Here is a 21,323-nt window from a genome sequence, read left to right as displayed (position 1 = left end):
AGTCCGCTGGTTTGAAGGGCAGCAGGGTCACGGGATGGCGCGCCGCTCCCACTAAGATGATTCCGGCCCCAACACGGAAGGTCGCGCATGTCACACCCCATTTATCTGTCCAGCTCCTCCCTGCCCCGGATGCCGGAAGGCAGCCGCAACGAATGGCGCAGCTTCTTCGGCGACGGCGCCGAGCTGGAGGCCAACGCGTTCTTCCCTCTGTTCTGGCGGGCACTCTTCAGCAGCAGCGACATCCGGTACGCGCGCTTCATCGACGAATACGACATCGACGACGAAGCCTCGGCCGTCGACCGCGAGGAATGCCTGGAAGATTTCGGCGCCGACGCGACCTACCCCTACCTCGTCATTGACAAGGCCGCAGCGGTTGCGCGGCTGGCGACACGGCGTGAAGCGATCCTCGGCGCCATCGGAGAGCGCTACCGCCCGATCTACGCGTCCTTTGAAGCACTGATTGCGCAGCACTTCGGGGACTACCTCCTGCTGCGCACCTCTGGCTTGCCAGATGCGGCCGACGCCGAGCCATGGCTGCGCGCCGATCTTGGGGACATCGACGGTCTCCACGACGGCAAGGCGCTCGAAAGCCTGATGTCGGATCTTGCGAGGCACGACGCGGACCCGGTCTGGACATTGAGCGGCCTCGCGTCATCCAGCGATGGCGCCTGGCCCACACCGGCGTTGCGAGAACACTTCCCCGACCCGCGACAACGGAAGGCCCGCAGACCGCCGACCCCACAGCAGATCGACGAACACGATCGCGCGTTCGCGGAACCCAAGGCGCACGCTGCCAAGAGCTGGATCGACCCCGCCCTGGAATGGCTGGGCGCCTTCGTGGCGGCGGGTGCGGCCTTGGGCGCCTATTACTTCACCCAATCCACCTGGCTGGCCGTGCTGGCATTCTTGTGCGTCGCCGTGGCATTGGGCTTCGGCATTGCGAGGCTGCGCGCCCCGAGGCGATGACCCCGGCCCTGGCCATCAACAAGCCTGCTCCCGCTACATCGCGCGAAACAGGTGCCCGAACGCCCGGCTGACCTTGAGCGATCGCGCCAGGCCCCGCACCGACAGGCTGTAGCGCCCGTTCTCGTCGCGGGTGGCGCTCACGACGCAGTGGGTGTTGACGAGCACGCCGCGATGCACCTGCGTGAAGTCGGCGGCGTCGATGCGCGACACCAGATCGCGCAGGCTCATGCGCACCAGCGCCTCGCCCTGGGCCGTGACGACATTGACGTACTTCTCGGCGGCTTCCAGGCAGATCACCTCCGAGACCGGAATCATCCGCACGGTGTTGCCGACGCCGGCGCGGATGACTTTGATCTTTTCGGGCGCATCCGCCGGATCGGTGATCGACTGCACGCGCTCCATCAGGGCCGCCATGCCACCGGCCGCCGGTGTCCGGGCGCGTTCGTGCAACCTGTGCTTCAGGCGTTGTACGCAGACCTGCAGGCGTTCGAGCGTCGCCGGCTTGAGCATGTAGTCCATCGCCGCATGCTCGAACGCCGAGATCGCGAAATTGTCGTACGCGGTGATGAACACGAAGAGCGGTTCGGCCTGGTCGTCGGGCCACTCGTCAGCGACGGCCTCGGCGACTTCCAGGCCTGTCTTTCCCGGCATCTTGATGTCCAGGAACATCACATCGGGCGCCAGGGTCTGTGCCAGCTCGATCGCCTTCAGGCCATCGTCGGCAACGCCCACGATCTCCAGCTCGGGCCAGGCTTCGTGCAACAAGCGCTGCAGTGTTCGCGACAGCACCGGTTCATCTTCGGCAATCACGCCGCGCCACGCGCTCACGATGGAATCCTCACGACCGCGCGAACGCCGCACGGCGATCGCGCTTGCAGAGACAGGGACGCACGCAAGCCATAGCGGGTCTGGAGGCGATCACGCACATTTTTCAGTCCGGCCCCGCAGACCTCGTCGCCCCCCGAAGCGGGCAGGTGCGGCGACAAGCCCAGACCGGAATCGTCCACAGCGACCTCGATGCCGCCCTCGATCGAACGTGCCAGCACTTCGACGCCACCTGCGCCCAACTTCGGCTCCAGGCCGTGCCTGATGGCGTTCTCGACCAGCGGCTGCAACAGCATCGGCGGGATGGCGATCCGCTCCAGCTCGGCGGGCAAGTCGAGCCGGTAGGCCAGCCTGGGCCCCATGCGCAAGGACATGATGTCGAGGTACGCCCTCAGCTGGGCGAACTCCGACTGCAGCGTCGTCACCTCGTCGCGTGACGCTGCATGCGTGCTGCGCAGGTAGACGATCAGCTGGTCGATCATGCGCTCGGCCTGTCGGGGGTCCTCGTCGACGAGCGAGCGCAGAGTCGCCAGCGTGTTGAACAGCATGTGGGGCTCGAGTTGCGCGCGCAGCAGCCGCAGTTCCGATTCGGTGGCCAGGCGCTGGGCGTCGGATCGGGCGACCGCCTCCTTGGCAAGCTGGTCGCGCGTCGCAGCGACGTAGAGGACGAACATGGCCAGCACCAGGCCGAAGGCGAACGCCACCATGTAGTCGCTGTCATGACCCACGACGCGGCCGACCGGTTCGCCCAATATCAGGAGCGCGACCAGGTGCCCCCCGAAGTACCCCGTCGGGATGGCGATCGCGCCGGTCAGGAGCCAACGGGGCAGCGCCTGCATTCGCCGCAGTCGTCCAAAGCGGCCCAGCACCGCGACGCACGCGATGAACACCATGCCGACACATTCGACGAAGACGAACAGACGCGCCGGCGTTTCGAGTGCAGGAGCGGCCCAGAAGAGCAGCCCGGCCGCGATCGCGCACAGCAGGAACGAACTGGCCGTCAGCCGCGCTGCGCCCAGCCAGCGGGCGGGAATGGGTGAATCAACGCGGATCACGGATGGCCGTCGGCTGCATGCATCGCGTCACTGTAGAGGTTGGCACGCCATGCCGCCACCGATCGGGGGGCCGTGGGGGCGAGTTTGTCCTCGAGCCGTCGTTTGAGGGGACCGAACGGCGACCGCTCGATACCGTCTCACGACCGTTGGCACCCTCGGTTGGACGTTTGGGCGCCAAACCGGATGCGCGCCTGGCTGCGGCCGCCGACAGTGCGGACCTCACCACCCGGGAGTCCCCATGCAACGATCTTCTTCTCTTTCGAACGCGCTGCTTTGCGCCGCGGCCGCCGTCTGTGCCGCCCTCGTCACGACGCACGCACAGGCCTTCGACGGCATCGTGGAAAAGCAGGTGTTCAACCTGCCCACCTACACGACCGTGAACGGCCAGGTCATCAAGGGCGTGCGCATCGGCTATGAAACCTATGGCCGTCTGAATGCGGCGCGAGACAACGTGATCCTCATCAATCACTTCATCACCGGCACCTCGCACGCCGCCGGCCGGTATGCGGCGAGCGACGCCGCGCCGGGTTACTGGGACACGATCATCGGCGCCGGCCTTCCGATCGACACCGATCGGTTCTTCGTCATCGCGACCGACGCGTTGTCCAACCCCAATCGCGCATCGGCCACCGTCATCAGCACCGGCCCGGCCAGCATCGACGCCGCCACCGGCAAACCGTATGGTCCGCGCTTCCCGGTGCTGGCTGCGCGGGACACGGTGGAAGTGCAGAAGGCCCTGCTCGATGCGTTGGGCATTCGAACCCTCTACGCCGTGGCCGGCGCGTCGGCCGGCGCCTGGATGTCGGTGGAATGGGCCTCGGCCTACCCGGAGCGCGTGCAACGCCTGGTGTCCATCGTGGGACCTGGCGTCGACAGCCCGGCCTACGCCATCGCCAAGATGAGCTCGTGGGGCGCGGCCGTGCGGCTGGACCCGAACTGGGCCCACGGCGACTACCACGGCAAGGCCGAGCCGCTGGCAGGCATGACGCAGGCCATGCGGCTGGTCACGCTCGACGCGCTCAGCTTCGCCTGGGCCGACAAGGCCTTCGGCCAGAAGTGGGCCGACCCGGGCAAGAACCCCGGCGAAGCGGCCGCGAACCAGTTTGCGGTCGATGCCACCCTCGAGAAGATCGGCGAAGCGCGCGCCAAGGGCATGGACGCCAACAGCTGGCTGTACACGCTGAAGGCCTTGCAGCTGCCCAGCGCCAAACCAGAACGCATCAAGGCCAGGTCGCTGTTCGTGGGCATCAGCTCGGACCAGATCTTTCCGCCGCTCCTGTCCAAACGCGCCGTGGAGATCCTCAAGGCGCAAGGCACGCCGGCAGAGTATGTCGAGATGAACAGTCCCAACGGCCACGCCGATGCACTGGGTGCCACCATCGGCCTGGCCGGGCCGGCGATTGCGTCGCTCCTGGCGAAGTAGGCGCGCGGTCTGTGGCGTTGTCAGCAAGCGTCCGGTCGGGAAGAGGAAGCCGGCCTCTTTCAAATTCCGTCCGCCAGTTTTCTGGAATCGCGCGATGGATGCAGGCTTTCTTCTTGAGGCTGAAGCAGCCATTCCTCAGGCAAATTGCGCCAGCCCATGCCCGACGGACCAGTTCTCCCTGGGTGCATCGGCCAGGGTCACGAACACATCCTCCGGGCGTATCCCCGGACTCTCGGCCAGTAGCTGCGCGATGCGCTGGAACAGTGCCTTCTTCTGCTGCGCGGTGCGCGTGTTGAAAACGGTGATCTGGATGTAAAGGAGATCGTCGCTGCGCGCGACGCCGAAGGCGCCTCCATATCGGAAGTTGGCGGCCTCGTGCTCGGTGATCGTCATGAACTGGTCGTCTTGCGGCACGTTCAACGTGTCGCGCAGGGCGCGATAGAGGCTGTCGAAGATCGCCTGCCGGTAGGCCTCTGGCTTTCCCGCGCGCATCGAGATGTGAATGGTGGGCATCGCTGCTCCGAGTCATGGTGGAACAGCGGATGTTATGTATTCAGATTTGCTATTGATACTTATCTCAATAACAATCTTTTGTCATGACTGATCGCCCGCTGGATCTCGATGCCGTTCAGGCCTTCGTTCGCATCACCGAGCTGGGCAGCTTCACGCGCGCGGCAGAAGTCATGCAGACCACGCAAGCAGGAATCAGCCTGAAACTGAAACGCCTGGAAGACAGGTTGGGCTGCCGGCTCCTGGAGCGCACACCGCGGCACGTGGAGCTGTCGGCGCGCGGTGCCGCCTTCCTGGGACATGCCCGGGAACTCCTGGCGGTCCACGATCGCACGCTGGCGGCCTTTGCCAGCGCCCGCCAGCGGCTGACCATCGGCATCAGCGACCACGTGGCAGGCCCGGAGTTGCCCGCGCTGATCGCCCGCATGAACGCGCAAGACGCGCAGCTGCTGATCGATATCCGGATCGGCTCCTCGGGCGATCTGCTCCAGAGCTACGACCGACGCGAACTCGACACGGTCATCGTCCGGCTGCACGCGGGACGCACGGACGGAAAGCTTCTGACGCAGGAGCGCTTCGGCTGGTTCGCTGCCGCAGGCTGGCAGCACCGCGTGGGTGAGCCGCTGCCGCTGGCCACGATGGCGCAGCCCTGCGGCGTGCGCGCGCTGGCGGAGCAGCTCCTGGACACGGCCGGCATCCCGTGGACCGAGGTGTTTGTGGGGGGCGGCGTCGCGGCCGTGGCGGCGGCGGTGGTGGCCGGACTGGGGGTCGCTGCGTTGGCGCCGCGCATGCTGCCCCTGGGCTGCGTCGACGTGGGGCCGAAGCTGGGCCTGCCCGACCTGCCGCGCCTGCCCGTCCTGCTGCACTCCCGGGTCCGGGAGGCTCGGGCGCGGGAGGCCGTGGACGCCCTGTCTGCGGCGTTCAGGAGCGTGGCAAGAAACTGATCCGACCGCGTCAGGGCGCGCGTTCGTCCACCACGAAGCCCCAGAAATCGTCGTCGCAGTGGATGCAATGGTCCAGGAAGGATTGCATGTCGCTGGCGTGGAACCACACCAGGCCCTGCGCCTCGTCGCACAGCGCATCGGCCTGCGCGTCCAGGCTGAGCGATGGGAGGTGGGCCAGTTCCATCTCGGCAAGAAACTCCTGCGTGTCCAGCTTGCCTGCAAAGAGGTCGTGGTCGAGGCTGGCGATCCGGCCCTTGTGCCGGCCGTGCAGCACCTCCACGAACGGGTTGCCCGCCGGGTCGCTGCCGATGTCCAGAAACCAGGCGGCCAGCAGGCTCTCGGCCTGCAGCGTCTCCAGGTCGCAGTGGGGGTCCGATGCGCCGAAGCTGTTGAGCACCCGGAAGTTGGCGTGCGACGCGCTGCTCGCCGTGCCGTCTGGCTGCACATAGGCCGCGATGTCGCCGGCCTGTTCCATCTCGTACAGGGAGAAGCCGTTCTGGGTTCGCAGGAAGGCGGCGTAGGCGTTCGAGAAACCGAGGCGGCGCTGCAGCGCGTCGACCGCCTGCGCGGAGGCCGGTGCGCGGCCAAAGGGATTGGGGAAAAGTACTTTCATGGCGTTCGCAGCAGCCTACCGCGGATCACGGCGCACCGGCCCCGCGTCGCTTTCGTGCACCGCCCCTATCGGCCAGGCAGGTTCAGGCCGTAGGTGGCCAGGGACCCATTCTGGGCCAGAAGCCGAACCGCGAGAATGCGGGCAACAGACACTTCAGAGGAGCTCGCCTTGACCACCGTCGCCATCACCCCCGCCATCCACGTCAGCAACAGCAAGGGCTTTGTCCTGTTCGGCGGCGTGAACGTCCTCGAGTCGAAAGACATGGCCCTGCGTGCCGCGGAAGAGTACGTGCGGGTCACGCAGAAGCTCGGCATTCCCTATGTCTTCAAGGCGAGCTTCGACAAGGCCAATCGCTCGTCCATCCATTCCTACCGGGGGCCCGGCCTGGAAGAAGGCCTGAAGATCTTCGAGGCCGTCAAGGCCGCGTTCGGCGTGCCCGTCATCACCGACGTGCACGAGCCCTGGCAGGCGAAACCCGTCGCCGAAGTGGTGGACGTCCTGCAGCTGCCCGCGTTTCTCGCCCGCCAGACCGACCTGGTCGTCGCGCTGGCCCAAACCGGCAAGGTCATCAACGTCAAGAAGCCCCAGTTCCTGAGCCCGACGCAGGTGCTCAACATCGTGGAGAAGCTCAAGGAGGCGGGGAATTCCTCCGTCATCCTGTGCGACCGCGGCACCTGCTTCGGCTACGACAACCTCGTGGTGGACATGCTCGGCTTCGGCACCATGAAGAAGGTCACCGGAAACCTGCCGGTCATCTTCGACGTGACCCATGCGCTCCAGCAGCGCGAGGCGAATGCCATCGCCTCCGGCGGGCGGCGCGAGCAGGTGGCCGAGCTGGCGCGTGCGGGCCTGGCGGTGGGCCTGGCGGGCCTTTTTCTCGAAGCGCACCCCGACCCGGCGCAGGCCAAGTGCGACGGTCCCAGCGCCCTGCCGCTGGACCAGCTGGAGCCCTTCCTCACGCAGCTGAAGGCGTTGGACGACCTGGTGAAGTCGTTCGCGCCCTTGCACATCCGCGCCTGAACAGGACGCTCCCGCACGGGCCTCTAGCGGCTGTCGAGGCGGGCCTTCATGTAGCAGGCCCGCAGCAGCGCCTGTTCGCGATGGGGATCGTGCAGTCCGTTGCCCATCGGCCGGGTCCGGCTCGCCGCCTCCTGCAGCGCCCCGGCGTGGTACTCGGCCAGCGACTGGGGCGGAACGGCCAGTGCGCCTGCGGCGTATTCGACCCTGGCTTTTTCCGTCATCCAGCCCTGCACGCGCTCGCGCGACCCGGTGTGCGTGCGGCGGTAGTAGCGGTCGGCCTCCACCTCCGATTGATAGAAGGTGTCGATGGCGGTCCGCAGGGCGTCCGAGCAGCGCGACATCAGCATGTCCACGGAGGGCTCACTGCGCGAGGAGGCCCTCGCCGCGGGGACGCTGCCCGCCTGAACCGTCGGACGCTCCGGCGCCGCGGCCTCGTTCGGCATGGCGGCCGAGTCGCAGTTCCTGGCGCCCGAATGCCTGCATTCGGAGACGAGCCGCACGTACTCCTGCTGATAGACCTTGCGCGTGGCCACGCGGTCGTCGGGCGTCAGGTTGCCGCAGCTGCGATCGAGGTACTCGATCATCGTGTAGTTGTGGATGCGGTCCGCGCCGGGGCCCGAGGCCTGCGTGGCGCGTTGCTGCAGCGCCTTGCATTCTTCAGAGGAGGCGCGCGTTCGCTGCGAGGGCGCCGGATTCGCGGCCTTCGCTTCTTTCTCGGAGAAGCAGTACCCCCGGTAGCCTCGTCCTTCCACGTACCGCCAGCGGCCCGTGCCCCGGTGCTTGGTCGAGCAGGCCCACCAGTGCACGGTGCCGTGCAGGAGGTTGCCCTCCTTCTTGCCGGGGCCCAGCGTGCTGAGTCCGCCGTTGGGGCACTGGAAGGCCTCGGAGCTGTCGAAGAAGTGCTTGGTCTGCCGCGGGTTCTCGACGCAGAAGCCGACGTCGACGCTGTAGTTGCACTGGTTGAAAAGCGTGCTGTCCTTGCCGATGACGCAATGGCTGTCGGTGCCGTCGTTCGCGGCCAGGGCGGGCAAGGCCGTGCCCAGCAGGAAGACGCTCAGGGCCAGGGTGCGAACGATCGGCATGCTTTTCTCCTCCAGGATGGCGCCTGAATCTAGCCGGCCGATTCGCAAACGAAATACCGCTTTTGTGGGAGGCCACGGGAACCGGTGGCCCGCCTCGCAAGACGCAAGCGGAGAAGCAATCACACGCCAACGGCAGGCAGCTTGCTTCCTGCCTCGTGTTCATCGCACCCGCGCTGCCTCGCTTCTATTCCTCCGGCCTGACGTCCATTCCCAGCGCCTCGGCGATGGTCAAGGCTTGCACGGCGGTGATGACTGCGCCTTGGAGCTGCACGTGCTGCGGTTCGAGTGCGCTCAGGTCACTGCCACGCAGGTCGCACCGCGAGAAGTTGGCGCTGTGCAGCCAGGCCCCCGACAGATCGACATCGCGAAGAACGCCGCCGTCGCACCGTGCGCCCGTGAGGTCGACCTCCCGCATCCGTGTCCCATGGAACGATGCCTTGCGCAGGTCGGCCCCCGGCAGACCGGCAAACGACCAGTCGCCGCCGACCGCCTTCATCACCTCGAACATGCAGCCGTCGAACATGCTGCCGATGAACTTGCAATCGATGAAGCTGGCGTCGAAGAACTTGCAGGCGACAAACGTGCAATTGACGAAGGCCGCATCCGTGTGGACCGACGAATTGAAGCGCGCGCTCCGGAACGTGCAGTCGGTGAACACCGAACCGGTGTTCCTGGCCTCCGTCATGTCCAGATCGTTGAACAGGACGGCGGTGTAGGTTTGCCGGTCGATGTCCTTCCCGTACCAGCGCTCTCCAGGCAGCGTGGTCTGGGTCGCAGGTGCCGGTGCCCCATATGCACGGTCGGCCATGGATCGATTCTCCGAGGAAGGTGGGTGTGGTGCGCTGCTGCCAGGCGGACGACCGGCGGCAGCCAGTCGACGCATTCTGCCCGCGCCCATCGCGACGATCGGCTTTCCCCCTCCAGTGGCCAGCACGCAGCCGCTGGCCACCCCACCCTCACAGGTAGTTGAAAAGCGAAATGCTGTTCAACTTGGCAAACGTCATCTGCGTCGCCTGCAGCGACGACTGCCGCTGGTAGAACTCGGAAATCGCCGTGTACGGATCGAGGTCCTCGATCGATGACAGGTAGCTTTCTTCCTGCAGCTTGTTCATCGCACCCGCGCTGTCGAGCGCCTGCAGCTCGACCTGGCGCGAGCCCACCGACGACAGCACCGTGAGCACGTTGTCGTGTGCGTTCGTGACCTTCACGTTGGCGGTGCTCAAGGCGTTGCGCAACTGCGCCTGGGCCGCCGCGCCGCCGCCGTTCAGCGGTGCGCGCAACGCCGTCACCAGTTCGCCCAGGGCCGCGAAGATGTCGGTGCCGGCGTTCTGTGCGGTCGACACGTCGAAGCTGTCGCCGTTGGCCGGCGTGCCGCTGATGGCGATCTGCACGCCGCCGAACGAGATCGGGGTGCCGGCGGTGAACGGGCCGCTCGCGGCCACCACGGGCGGCGTGTCCTTGGTCATCACCGTGTAGTCGGTGCCGGTGAAGCGGATGGTGAAATCCTTGCCGTAGTTCGGTGCGGTGGCGTCGGTGATGCTCACCGCGCCGAACACGCCCGAGCCGGTGTTGGCAGGTGAGCCCGAGGTCACATAGCCCGCACCGCCCTGCACCGACTGGAAGATGCTGCGGCCGTCGTCCGAGGTCGACATCTGGCGCGCCACGTCGATCTGCATCAGCCGCTCGCCCTGGTCGCCCACGTACTGCACGCCGCCGCCGGCAGCCATCACGAAGGGCGGGCTGCCGCTCTTGAAGCCGGCGAACAGGTACTGGCCGCTGCCGTTGTCGCTGTTGGCCACGCCCACGAGCTGCTCCAGGCTGCTCTGGATGGCGGTGGCGAGCGAGGCGCGGTCGGCGTCCGAGAGGCCGCCGCCGCCGGCCTGCACGACCAGCGTCTTCACGTGCTGCAAGATGGCCGTCACCGAATTGAGCGCGTTCTCTTCGGTCGACAGCGCCAGCGCCGCGCGCTGGCGGCTGGTGGTGAACTGGGCGCCCTCCGCCAGCGTCTGGCTCACGCCCAGCGCGCGCGCCGCGCCCACCGGGTCGTCGCCGGCCGTCAGGAACTTGGAGTTGGTCGCCAGCTGCTGCTGGACCTTGAACAGCTTCTGCTGCTGCAGGCCCATCGACTGCAGGCTCTGTTCGTAGAAGGATTGGGTGCTGATGCGCATCGCGGGTCCTGAAATCTGTGCGGGGGGTGAACGATCAGCTGCGGATGCCGAGGATGGCGTCGAACATCGCCGAGGCGGTCTGGATCACCTTGGCGTTGGCCTGGTACATCTGCTGGAACATCAGCAGGTTGCCGGTTTCCTCGTCCTGCACCACGCCGGAAATCGCGCGCTGGCTGGCCTTGATCTGGCCGGTGACGCTGTCCTGCGTGACGGCGGCCACCTTGATCGACATGGCGCGGTTGCCGACGTCGCTCACCAGCTGCGAGTAGGCGCCGTTGAAGGTCGCGGTGCCGTTCGACATCGTGGTCTTGCGCTGCAGCGCGCCCAGCAGCAACGCGTTGCCGCCGTCGGACACACCGCCGGTGTTCTTGCCGATGGTGAAGGTGTCGCCCTGCGCGGGTGCGCCCGTCATGGCCACGGTGATGCCGTCGAAGCTCATCTTCGCGCCCGCCGTGTAGGGCACGGGCGTGCCGGCCGGGTAGCTGGTGGCGGTGCCGTCGGCGCGCGTGACGGTCACGGCCGAGCCGGCCGGAAAGCCCGACAGCGTGCCGGTGCCCGCGTTGAAGCTCAGCGTGACGTTGCCGGCCAGCGGCGAGCCCGGGTAGGCCGCGTCGACGGTGGCCGCGCCCAGTGCGCCACTGCCCTTGTTGCCCGCGGTGTTGCCGGTGATCACGGGCGAGGCGGCCGCCACCTTGGCCGGGTCGCGTACCAGCACCTCGAGGTCGCGCGCGCCGGTGCGCGTGGGCTGCACCAGGAACGAATCGCCGGCCTGTGCCGTGCCGCTCGCGGCCGTGAGGCTCACGCCATCGAAGCTGATCGGGAAGGTGGTGAAGCTGCCCATCGGCGTCTTGTCCGAGAGCCGCGTGACCGTGTAGGTGAGCGTGCCCCCCACGTCGGTGACGCTCACGTTGTAGTCGCTGGTGGTGAGCTTGGACGCATCGGTCAGCGTGGCGCCGAGCTCGAGGTTGCCGCTGTTGCCTGCATTGGCGATGGTGCCCGGCACGGCCTGCGAGAAGAAGTTCTGGCCCAGCGCGCCGTTCAGGTCCACGCCCAGCTTGTGCTGCGCGTTCACCGCGTCGGCCACCGACATGGCGAGCCGGCCGATGGCGTTCTGCGTGGGGATCAGCGTGTCCTTGCGAAAGGCCATGAGGCCGCCGAGCACGCCGCCGGTGAAGGCGCTGTCGTCGAGCTCGACGGTGTTGCCGGCAAAGCCCGACAAGGCCACCACCTGGCGCGTGGGGTCGGCCGACGACGTCACCGCCGCCATCTTCGAGGCATGGTCGCCCACCACCAGCGACTGGCCGGTGGCGATGAACACGTTGTACTTGCCGTCGTCCTGCTGCAGCACGCGCACGTCGACCACCTGGCTCAGCTCGCTCACGAGCTGGTCGCGCTGGTCGAGCAGGTCGTTCGGCGCCTGGCCGCCGGCCACCGCGCTCATCTGGCTGATCTGCTGGTTCAGGCTGGCGATCTTGGCGGCGTAGGTGTTGATCTGGCTCACGCTGCCCACGATCTGCTCGTTGACCGAGGTGTTCAGGTCCGACAGGTACTGGTCGGTCGCGCGGAACTTGCTGGCCAGCGACTGCGCCGCGCTGATCATCTGCTGGCGCGCCGCCGGGTCGGCCGGCGTGTTGGCCACGCCCTGCACGCTGGTGAAGAAGCTCTGCATCAGCGGCGCGATGCCCGAGGTCTTGTCGGCCAGCAGCTGGTCGATGCGGTTGACCTGCACGCCGTTGGTGGCCAGCGCGGCCGACTGCGACTGCGCGGTGGCCAGCTGCGCCGTGAGGTAGCGGTCGTAGCTGCGCGACACGGTCGTCACGTTGGCGCCCGAGCCGATGAAGCCCGAGCCGCTGGCAATGCCGCCGGCGGAGGCGATCTGCGCGATCTGGCGGCTGTAGCCGGCCGTGTACACGTTGGCGGTGTTGTGGGCCGTGGTCATCAGCGCGGTGCGGGCGACCGCGAGGCCGCTCAGACCTGTGTAGAACATGCTTCCGGACATAAGGCTTTACCTGTCAAAGGGGTGTGGGGGAGCGGCATCGCACGATGCCTCCCCATGGTTATCGGCAGCGCGCGCCCGAAGTTGAGGGCGCGCGGTGTCATGCCGTCTTTCTCAGAACTCCGACCAGTCGCCCTTGGCGTCGCCGGCCATGGCGAGCTGCGGTGCACCGCTCGGTTCGCGGCGCGTGGGCAGCGCCTTGGCGCGCGGCTTGGGCGTCGGCTTCGGCGGCTTGGGGATCGGCGTGATGCGCGTGAAGCTGGCGCGGGTCGTCGCGACCGCGTTCGCGTCGAGCTTGAAGACGCTCACGGCCTGCACGAGGGCGCCGGCCTGTTCCTGCAGCGACTGCGCGGCTGCCGAAGCTTCTTCGACCAGCGCCGCGTTCTGCTGCGTCACCTGGTCCATCTGCGTGATCGCCTGGTTGATCTGCTCGATGCCCGAAGTCTGCTCCTGGCTGGCGGCGGTGATCTCGCCCATGATGTCGGTCACGCGCTTGACGCTGCCCACGATCTCTTCCATCGTGCGGCCGGCTTCGGCGACCTGCTTGCTGCCTTCTTCGACCTTCTCTACCGAGTCACCGATCAGGGTCTTGATTTCCTTCGCGGCGGCTGCGGAGCGTTGAGCCAAGCTGCGAACTTCCGAAGCCACGACTGCGAAGCCTCGGCCTTGCTCGCCAGCGCGTGCGGCTTCAACAGCAGCGTTCAGCGCAAGGATGTTGGTCTGGAACGCAATGCCATCGATGACGCCGATGATGTCCACGATCTTCTTGGACGATGCATTGATCGAACCCATCGTGTCCACGACCTGCGACACGACCGCGCCGCCCTTGACGGCGACCTCAGAGGCAGAGACCGCAAGCTGGTTCGCTTGACGCGCGTTGTCCGCGTTCTGCTTCACCGTCGAAGTCAGCTCTTCCATCGAAGCCGCCGTCTGCTCCAGCGAGCTGGCTTGCTCTTCGGTACGCGACGACAGGTCCTGGTTGCCCGAAGCAATCTGCCCCGACGCCGTGGCGATCGTCTCCGTGCCCGTGCGCACTTCACCCACCACCTTGGCGAGATTCGCGTTCATGTCCTTCAGCGCCTGCATCAGCTGCCCGGTCTCGTCGCGGCTGTCCACGCGGATGTTCGCGCTCAGGTCACCGGCGGCTACGGTCTCGGCCACGCCCACGGCCTTGGCCAGCGGGCGCACGATGCTGCGCGAGATGAAGAAAGCGAACAGGCCACCCAGCAGCACCGTGAGCGCCGTCAGCAGCAGCCGCAGGTTGAAGCTCTTCGCATTCGCCGCGTCGATGGCGTGGCTCATGTCGTCGATGGCGCGGCGCTCGATGGCCAGCAGCTCAAGCACGCGGTTCTCGTAGGCCTTGGCGGCCGGCTGAAACGACAGCTGGTAGGCGCGCACGGTCTCGACCGTGTTGCCGCTGGCCTTGGCGCGGGTCACGTCGTCCTTGGCGGCCTGGTACTTGGCGCGCAGCTCGACGATGGACTTGTAGGTCGCCTTTTCTTCGTCGGTGACCAGCAGCGCCTCGACCTTGGCCATGGTCTCGCTGCCCTTCTTCACGCTCTCGGAGATCACGTCGGCGAACAGCATCGGCAGCGCCTCGTCGGTGGTGCGCGCGATCATCGAGGTGCGCGCAATGGCCGAGTAGGTCAGCACGTACCAGTCCGAAATGAGCCGCTCCTTGGCCAGCGGGCTCTGCATCATGATGCGCGTGGCTTCGGCGTTCTTGTGCGCCGACATCAGCCCCACCGCGCTGGAAATGAGCGTCAGCCCCAGCACGATGGCGAAGGCAAGGGTCAGGCGGGTGCCGATGCGAAGGTTCGAAAAGAATGTCATGGGATGGTCCTCAAACAGTGGCGGCGGCTTCGATGAGGCCCATTTCTTCGCTGGACATCAGCCGGTCGATGTCCACCAGGATCAGCATGCGTTCGTCCAGCGTGCCCAGGCCGATCAGGTAGTCGGTGTCGAGCACCGAGCCCATCTCGGGCGCCGGCTTGATCTGCTCGGCCGTGAGCGTGATCACGTCCGACACGCTGTCCACCACCATGCCCACCACGCGGCCCGAGATGTTCAGCACGATCACCACGGTGAACTGGTCGTAGGTGGGTTCGCCCAGCTCGAACTTGATGCGCATGTCGATGATCGGCACGATGATGCCGCGCAGGTTGACCACGCCCTTGATGTAGTCCGGCGCGTTCGCGATGCGCGTCACGGCGTCGTAGCCGCGCAGCTCCTGCACCTTCTGGATGTCGATGCCGTATTCCTCGTCGCCGAGCTTGAAGGTCACGACCTCCAGGCGGTTGGCCACGGCCGATGCGGACGGCGCCGCGCCATTCGATCGCGGTGATGTGTCTCTGGTGTTGTTCAACATGTGTTCTTCTCCTCGTTCAATACGCATCCCGGGCGCCGGCACCCTCGCCCGCCCCGGTCCTGAATACCCCTGCGGCCCTGACCAGGCCCTCCGCCTGTTCCTGCAGCGACTGCGCCGTGGCCGACGCTTCCTCGACCAGCGCGGCGTTCTGCTGCGTCACCTGGTCCATCTGCGCGATGGCCTGGTTGATCTGCTCGATGCCCGAGGTCTGCTCCTGGCTCGCGGTCGTGATCTCGCCCATGATGTCGGTCACGCGCTTCACGCTGCCGACGATCTCCTGCATGGTCCGGCCGGCCTCGGCCACCTGCTTGCTGCCCGCCTCGACCTTCTCCACCGAGTCGCCGATGAGGGTCTTGATTTCCTTCGCGGCCGCGGCCGAGCGCTGCGCGAGGCTGCGCACTTCCGACGCGACCACGGCAAAGCCCTTGCCCTGCTCGCCCGCGCGCGCGGCTTCGACGGCCGCGTTCAGCGCGAGGATGTTGGTCTGGAACGCGATGCCGTCGATCACGCCGATGATGTCGACGATCTTCTTGGAAGAGGCGTTGATCGAGCCCATCGTGTCCACGACCTGCGACACCACCGCGCCGCCCTTCACTGCCACTTCGGAGGCGGAGACGGCCAGCTGGTTCGCTTGCAGGGCGTTGTCCGCGTTCTGCTTCACGGTCGAGGTCAGCTCTTCCATCGACGCGGCCGTCTGTTCCAGCGAGCTCGCCTGCTGCTCGGTGCGCGAGGACAGGTCTTCGTTGCCCGAGGCGATCTGGCTCGACGCCGACATCACGCCCGCGACATTCGCGCCCACGTCCGCGACGATGGCGAAGAGGTTGGCGCTCATCTGGTTCAGCGCGCGCAGCAGCCCCGCGATCTCGTCGCCCGGCCGCACCGTGAAGCGCACAAGGTCGCCACCGGCGATGGTGCGCGCGACCTCGATGGCTTCGTCGAGCGGACGGAACACCGTGCGCCCGAGGAACGCACCGAGGCCCAGCCACGCCAGCGCGGCGCCAAGGCTGCCCGCTGCCACGGCGGTGGGCAGCCAGCTGTGCGCGCCGGACGCAGCGGCCAGACGGGACGCTTCCATCCAGCCCATCGCGCCCAGGCCCGCTGACAGCGCAGCCGCCGCGACGGTCACGCCGAACACGCGGCGGCGCACCGGGATGCGGCGCAGCCGCGCCAGCGGACGCGTCCAGCCGCTGCGCACCACCTCGCCCTGCAGCAGTTCGAGGCCCTTGGCCTCGCCCTCGCGCATGCGGCGGTAGAGCGCATCGGCGGCGGCCACGTCGTCGCGCGCGGGGCGGCTGCGCACGGACATGTAGCCCTCCACGCGGCCCTGGTGACGGATCGGCGTGACGTTGGCCAGCACCCAGTAGAAGTCGCCGTTCTTGCGCCGGTTCTTGATCAAGCCGGTCCACGGCAGGCCCTGGTCGAGCGTGCGCCACAGGTCGGCGAAGGCCTCGGGCGGCACGTCGGGGTGGCGCACGATGTTGTGCGCCTTGCCCAGGAGCTCGGCGGCCGTGAAGCCGCTGGCCGCGACGAAGGCCGGGTTGACGTAGGTGATGCGGCCCTTGAGGTCGGTGCGGGACACCAGGGCCTCTTCCTTCGACAGTTCGTATTCGATGTCGGTGACGGGCAGGTTGACACGCATGGCCGGTGCGTCGCCTTCAGGCCAGGGCCAGCGCGTTGCCGTGGCTGCTGCTGCCGCCGAGGCGGAACACACCGACGACCTGCGACAGGCTGCCCGCCTGCTCCTGCAGCGACTGCGCGGCCGCCGAAGCTTCTTCGACCAGTGCCGCGTTCTGCTGCGTCACCTGGTCCATCTGCGTGATCGCCTGGTTGATCTGCTCGATGCCCGAGGTCTGCTCCTGACTCGCCGCCGTGATCTCGCCCATGATGTCCGTCACGCGCTTCACGCTGCCCACGATCTCTTCCATCGTGCGGCCGGCTTCTGCGACTTGCTTGCTGCCCTCTTCGACCTTCTCTACCGAGTCGCCGATCAGGGTCTTGATTTCCTTGGCGGCTGCTGCGGAACGTTGAGCCAAGCTACGAACTTCAGAGGCCACGACTGCGAAGCCGCGACCTTGCTCACCCGCACGCGCAGCTTCAACAGCAGCGTTCAGCGCGAGGATGTTGGTCTGGAATGCGATGCCATCGATCACGCCGATGATGTCGACGATCTTCTTGGAGGACGCATTGATCGAGCCCATCGTGTCTACGACTTGCGAGACCACGGCGCCGCCCTTCACTGCCACTTCCGAAGCAGAGACGGCCAGCTGGTTCGCTTGCCGCGCGTTGTCCGCGTTCTGCTTCACCGTCGAGGTCAGCTCTTCCATCGACGCCGCCGTCTGCTCCAGCGAACTCGCCTGCTCTTCCGTGCGCGACGACAGGTCCTGGTTGCCCGAAGCGATCTGCCCCGAGGCCGTGGCGATCGTCTCCGTGCCCGTTCGCACTTCGCCCACCACCTTCGCCAGGTTGGCGTTCATGTCCTTCAGTGCCTGCATCAACTGGCCCGCTTCGTCGCGGCTGTCCACGCGGATGTTCGCGCTGAGGTCGCCTGCGGCCACCGTCTCCGCCACTTCGAGCGCATGGCCCAGCGGACGGACGATGCCCAGCGTGAGGCGCCAGGCGAACAGCGCGCCCAGCGCCAGCGCGATGGCCGACAGCACGAGCAGCGTGGTGCGGCCCTCGGTGTGGTCGGCCGCGATGCCCTTGGCGGCGGCGTCGATCTTCTCGCGCTGGTGGTTGGCCAGGTTTTCGACGGCGCCGGCGTAGACGGCGAGCGCCGCGCTGAACTTCGTGTCGACCAGCACATTGGCTTCGTCGATCTTCTTCTCGTCCTTGAGCTTGTTGAGCGTGCCCACGGTCTCGAGCACGACGACGCGCGCCGCGACCACCGCGGCATAGAGCGCCTTTTCTTCCGGCGTGGCGAGCATGGCTTCCAGCTGCTTCTGCGCCGGCGTGATGCGCGCCGAGCCGGCCGCCTGGAGCTTGGCGAAATAGGCCGCCACCTCGGGGTCGGTGGTCTTGACCATCGCGTAGTTGGCCACCGTGTTCGACTTGAGCAGGCTGAGCCATTCGGCCGCCAGCCGCTCCTTGACCAGCGCGCCCTGCACCATCTCGTCGGTCGCCTGGCCCACGTTGGTGAGACGCAGCACGCCGGTGCCCGCAATGAACGCCATCAGCAGCAGCAGCACCGCGAAGCCGAGCCCCAGGCGGGTGCCGATTTTCAGATCCTTCAAACTCATTGCGCTTCTCTTCCTTCAATAACGGGGGACGGTGGCCGCATCGCGCGGCGGGCCACCGGCATGACATGACGGCATGGCGGGGCGGCGGCCTGCGCCACCCCGTCTCCCTGTTATCGGCAGCGCGCCGCCAGACTTGAGTCTTTTTTCTGAATATCGGTGCGGATCGGGGCGCGGGCGCATGCGTTCTCTGTCAGGCGTCGGTGGCGTTGACGTGCTGGAACACCCGGTCCAGCCGCTCGGCGACCTTGGCGTCGTGGTGGCTTGCACGGGCCCGTGCGTGCGCCGCGAAGCCCGCGAGACCCAGGCCCGTCAGGCAGGCGGCGCCGGCCAACGCCCACACGGCATGGAGCGCCCAGGCGCAACCGGTGCCGACATGGAAGCCGAGGAAAAGCGCCACGGCCAGCAGCAGGAGCAATGCGGCGAAGCCCATGCCGACGCGGCGCAGGGCTTTCGGATGGAAATGCGTGGACACGGGGTGTTCAGGCCGCAACGGCTTCGTCGGCGTCGAGCTTGAAGGTGCTCACGGCCTCCACCAGGGCGCCGGCCTGCTCCTGCAGCGACTGCGCAGCAGCCGAGGCTTCCTCGACCAGCGCCGCGTTCTGCTGCGTCACCTGGTCCATCTGCGTGATCGCCTGGTTGATCTGCTCGATGCCCGAGGTCTGCTCCTGACTCGCCGCCGTGATCTCGCCCATGATGTCCGTCACGCGCTTCACGCTGCCCACGATCTCTTCCATCGTGCGGCCGGCTTCTGCGACTTGCTTGCTGCCCTCTTCGACCTTCTCTACCGAGTCGCCGATCAGGGTCTTGATTTCCTTGGCGGCTGCTGCGGAACGTTGAGCCAAGCTACGAACTTCAGAGGCCACGACTGCGAAGCCGCGACCTTGCTCACCCGCACGCGCAGCTTCAACAGCAGCGTTCAGCGCGAGGATGTTGGTCTGGAATGCGATGCCATCGATCACGCCGATGATGTCGACGATCTTCTTGGAGGACGCATTGATCGAGCCCATCGTGTCTACGACTTGCGAGACCACGGCGCCGCCCTTCACTGCCACTTCCGAAGCAGAGACGGCCAGCTGGTTCGCTTGCCGCGCGTTGTCCGCGTTCTGCTTCACCGTCGAGGTCAGCTCTTCCATCGACGCCGCCGTCTGCTCCAGCGAACTCGCCTGCTCTTCCGTGCGCGACGACAGGTCCTGGTTGCCCGCCGCAATCTGCCGCGACGCCACCGCGATCGAATCGGTCGAGGCCTTGATGCGCGTCACGAGGTCGGTGAGCGTGTCTTCCATCTCGCCCATGCCGCGCAGCAGCCGGCCGAAGTCGCCGCCGCGTTCGGTCTCGAACTCCTGGCTCAGGTCGCCGGAGGCCACGGTCTCGGCGATCAGCAGCGCCTCGGCCACCGGATCGGCGATGCTGCGCGTGAGCAGCCAGGCGAGCACCGCGCCCAGCGCCAGCGCGGCCACGGCCAGCGCGACGATGTAGATGAGGCCCGCGCGGTACTGCGCGTCGACGGCGGCGGCGGTGCTGTCGATGTGCTTCTGCTGGTGCGCCACCATGGCGCGGATGCCCGCGTCGTAGCCGTCGAGCATCGGCAGCAGCTGCGTGTCGGTGCGCGTCGCGGCCTCGTCCTTGCGGCCTTCGGTCTTCAGCTGGAGGATCTGCTGGCGCAGCGCGATGTACTCGCCGCGCCGCTTCTGGATGTCGGCGCTCAGCGCCAGCTCTTCCGGCGACACGAGCAGCGCCTCGAGCGCCTTCTGCGTCTCGGAGATGGTGGCGCTGGTGGCGGCGATCTGCTTTTGCAGGTGGGCCTGCACCTGCGCGTCGTCGCTCTTGAGCAGCGAGAAGGTGCGCACGCTGTTGGTGGCCGTTCCCAGCTGCCAGGCCGTGGCCAGGCGCTCCTTCGACAGGGTGCGCGAGGCCATGTCCTGCGTGGCCTCACCCACGCCCTGCAGCCGCAGCACGCCGATGCCCGCCACGGCCACCAGCAGCGCCAGCACCAGCGCAAAGCCGGCGCCCAGCCGCATTCCGATCGTCCAGTTCTTTATCGTCATTCGCTTGTCTCCTCTCGGGGCCTCTCGTGTCGTTGTTCTCGGGTCCGGGCAGTCAGGCTGTGCGAAGGGCTCAGCCGAACTTCTGCATGATGCGAACCAGCTTCTCGCCGTACTTCGGGTCGGTGGCATAGCCCGCGCGCTGCAGGCCGTGCGCGGCCTGCGCCGGGTCGGCAGTCGCCAGCACGTTGGCGTAGCGCGGGTTGCGCGTGATGAAGCGCGCGTAGTCGGTGAAGGCCTCCTCGTACGAGGCGTAGGCACGGAACTTCGCGCGCACCTTCTGCGGCTCGCCGTCGATGTACTCGGTGGTCGTGGTCTCGACCGTCGCGCCCTTCCAGCCCTTGTCGGCCTTGATGCCGAAGAGGTTGAAACTGGGTGTGCCGTCGTCGGCGCGGATCTCGCGCTTGCCCCAGCCCGATTCGAGCGCGGCCTGCGCCAGGATCAGCGGCGCGGGCACGCCGCTGGCGGCGCTGGCCGCCTGCGCGGAGGCGCCCATGCGGTCCACGAACACATCGACCTGGCCTTGCAGCGAGACGTTCGCGGCCGGCGAGGGGCCGCTCTTCATTTGATAGACGCCAAGGTCGGCCGCCGTCGACACGCGCGCGCCCGGCGCCGAGCCGATGGGGATGCCCGCGCGCGGGCCGTACGGCAGGCCGGGGGGCGACTCCAGCGACATGGGCCGTGTGCCGATGCCATCGTCGGCTTCGGTCGCCGCCGAAGGCAGTTGCCGCCGCAGCTGCGCCAGCATCGCCTCGGCCAGCCCCACGCCGCGCCCCGAGAGGTTCTGCGTGAGCTGCTGGTCGAACATCGACAAATAGACCTTCTGGTCCTGGCTGTCGAGCAGGCCGCTCGAGGGCGTCGCCTCGCGCATGCTCTTGAGCACCATGTTCATGAACAGCGCCTCGAACTGGCGAGAGACCTGCTGCAGGCCCTCTTCGGGCGAGGTGCGCACGGTGCGCCGCAGCGCATCGACGCCCTGCACGTCGAGCGCAAAACGCTGGTCGAGCGCGCCGCTGCGGCTGGCGGCATCGGCGCCGCTCCATGCGCTGTTGGGAGAGATGGTCATGCCGTCGAC

19 protein-coding genes are annotated in these 21,323 nt (G+C 67.3%); 4 read left to right on the top strand and 15 right to left on the bottom strand.

Going from position 1 to position 21,323, the window contains the following annotated elements; translation table 11 throughout:
* Positions 1-87: 87 nt before the first annotated feature.
* Complete coding sequence (locus AC07OX_RS07605; protein WP_495260748.1) at positions 88-966, top strand: hypothetical protein; 879 nt, start codon at positions 88-90, stop codon at positions 964-966.
* 33 nt (positions 967-999) lie between these two features.
* On the opposite strand, the gene AC07OX_RS07600 is transcribed toward AC07OX_RS07605, so the two are convergent.
* Together AC07OX_RS07600 and AC07OX_RS07595 are read right to left on the bottom strand one after the other, a co-directional pair.
* A complete protein-coding gene (locus AC07OX_RS07600; RefSeq protein ID WP_495260749.1) occupies positions 1,000-1,794 on the bottom strand; it encodes a LytR/AlgR family response regulator transcription factor in 795 nt (264 codons plus the stop codon).
* Positions 1,791-2,846, bottom strand: a complete 1,056-nt coding sequence (locus tag AC07OX_RS07595; RefSeq protein WP_495260750.1) for a sensor histidine kinase — start codon at positions 2,844-2,846, stop codon at positions 1,791-1,793. Before AC07OX_RS07595 ends, AC07OX_RS07600 begins: the two co-directional genes overlap by 4 nt.
* A 238-nt stretch (positions 2,847-3,084) precedes the next feature.
* Here AC07OX_RS07595 and AC07OX_RS07590 point away from each other — a divergent pair, with 238 nt between their 5' ends.
* Positions 3,085-4,269, top strand: coding sequence for an alpha/beta fold hydrolase (locus AC07OX_RS07590; protein WP_495260751.1), 1,185 nt, complete (start codon positions 3,085-3,087; stop codon positions 4,267-4,269).
* 135 nt (positions 4,270-4,404) lie between these two features.
* Here the strand turns inward: AC07OX_RS07590 and AC07OX_RS07585 are convergent, their stop codons facing one another.
* Positions 4,405-4,782 (bottom strand): tautomerase family protein, encoded by a 378-nt coding sequence (locus tag AC07OX_RS07585; protein WP_062469294.1) that lies wholly within the window; start codon positions 4,780-4,782, stop codon positions 4,405-4,407.
* 83 nt (positions 4,783-4,865) lie between these two features.
* Between AC07OX_RS07585 and AC07OX_RS07580 the strand changes: the two genes are divergently transcribed.
* A complete protein-coding gene (locus AC07OX_RS07580; RefSeq protein WP_062469291.1) occupies positions 4,866-5,723 on the top strand; it encodes a LysR family transcriptional regulator in 858 nt (285 codons plus the stop codon).
* Positions 5,724-5,733: 10 nt separating this feature from the next.
* Here the strand turns inward: AC07OX_RS07580 and AC07OX_RS07575 are convergent, their stop codons facing one another.
* On the bottom strand, positions 5,734-6,336 hold the full coding sequence (locus AC07OX_RS07575) for an SMI1/KNR4 family protein (protein WP_495260752.1): 603 nt from the start codon (positions 6,334-6,336) through the stop codon (positions 5,734-5,736).
* 168 nt (positions 6,337-6,504) lie between these two features.
* Here AC07OX_RS07575 and kdsA point away from each other — a divergent pair, with 168 nt between their 5' ends.
* The gene (gene kdsA, locus AC07OX_RS07570; RefSeq protein WP_442478996.1) at positions 6,505-7,356 is read left to right on the top strand and encodes a 3-deoxy-8-phosphooctulonate synthase; all 852 of its coding nucleotides are present in this window, start codon (positions 6,505-6,507) and stop codon (positions 7,354-7,356) included.
* Positions 7,357-7,379: 23 nt separating this feature from the next.
* Here the strand turns inward: kdsA and AC07OX_RS07565 are convergent, their stop codons facing one another.
* From AC07OX_RS07565 to flgJ, 11 genes are all read right to left on the bottom strand, one after another.
* Positions 7,380-8,438, bottom strand: a complete 1,059-nt coding sequence (locus tag AC07OX_RS07565) for a hypothetical protein (protein WP_495260753.1) — start codon at positions 8,436-8,438, stop codon at positions 7,380-7,382.
* Between the two features lie 184 nt (positions 8,439-8,622).
* The gene (locus tag AC07OX_RS07560; RefSeq protein WP_495260754.1) at positions 8,623-9,246 is read right to left on the bottom strand and encodes a pentapeptide repeat-containing protein; all 624 of its coding nucleotides are present in this window, start codon (positions 9,244-9,246) and stop codon (positions 8,623-8,625) included.
* 148 nt (positions 9,247-9,394) lie between these two features.
* The gene (gene flgL / locus AC07OX_RS07555; protein ID WP_495260755.1) at positions 9,395-10,606 is read right to left on the bottom strand and encodes a flagellar hook-associated protein FlgL; all 1,212 of its coding nucleotides are present in this window, start codon (positions 10,604-10,606) and stop codon (positions 9,395-9,397) included.
* 34 nt (positions 10,607-10,640) lie between these two features.
* Positions 10,641-12,593, bottom strand: coding sequence for a flagellar hook-associated protein FlgK (gene flgK, locus AC07OX_RS07550; protein WP_492741794.1), 1,953 nt, complete (start codon positions 12,591-12,593; stop codon positions 10,641-10,643).
* A 123-nt stretch (positions 12,594-12,716) separates the two neighbouring features.
* On the bottom strand, positions 12,717-14,435 hold the full coding sequence (locus AC07OX_RS07545; protein ID WP_495260757.1) for a methyl-accepting chemotaxis protein: 1,719 nt from the start codon (positions 14,433-14,435) through the stop codon (positions 12,717-12,719).
* Positions 14,436-14,445: 10 nt separating this feature from the next.
* Positions 14,446-14,970, bottom strand: a complete 525-nt coding sequence (locus AC07OX_RS07540; protein WP_495260758.1) for a chemotaxis protein CheW — start codon at positions 14,968-14,970, stop codon at positions 14,446-14,448.
* Between the two features lie 16 nt (positions 14,971-14,986).
* The gene (locus AC07OX_RS07535) at positions 14,987-16,609 is read right to left on the bottom strand and encodes a methyl-accepting chemotaxis protein (protein ID WP_495260759.1); all 1,623 of its coding nucleotides are present in this window, start codon (positions 16,607-16,609) and stop codon (positions 14,987-14,989) included.
* A 16-nt stretch (positions 16,610-16,625) separates the two neighbouring features.
* Entirely contained in the window at positions 16,626-18,206 is a 1,581-nt protein-coding gene (locus tag AC07OX_RS07530) for a methyl-accepting chemotaxis protein (protein WP_070061534.1), read from the bottom strand.
* A gap of 190 nt (positions 18,207-18,396) precedes the next feature.
* A complete protein-coding gene (locus AC07OX_RS07525) occupies positions 18,397-18,678 on the bottom strand; it encodes a hypothetical protein (protein ID WP_062469256.1) in 282 nt (93 codons plus the stop codon).
* 7 nt (positions 18,679-18,685) lie between these two features.
* Positions 18,686-20,251, bottom strand: coding sequence for a methyl-accepting chemotaxis protein (locus tag AC07OX_RS07520; RefSeq protein ID WP_495260760.1), 1,566 nt, complete (start codon positions 20,249-20,251; stop codon positions 18,686-18,688).
* 70 nt (positions 20,252-20,321) lie between these two features.
* Entirely contained in the window at positions 20,322-21,314 is a 993-nt protein-coding gene (flgJ, locus tag AC07OX_RS07515) for a flagellar assembly peptidoglycan hydrolase FlgJ (RefSeq protein ID WP_495260761.1), read from the bottom strand.
* Positions 21,315-21,323 lie beyond the last annotated feature (9 nt).

The organism is Variovorax sp. GW821-FHT09D07 (assembly GCF_059416345.1).
This window is presented reverse-complemented; position numbering and strand designations above follow the sequence as displayed.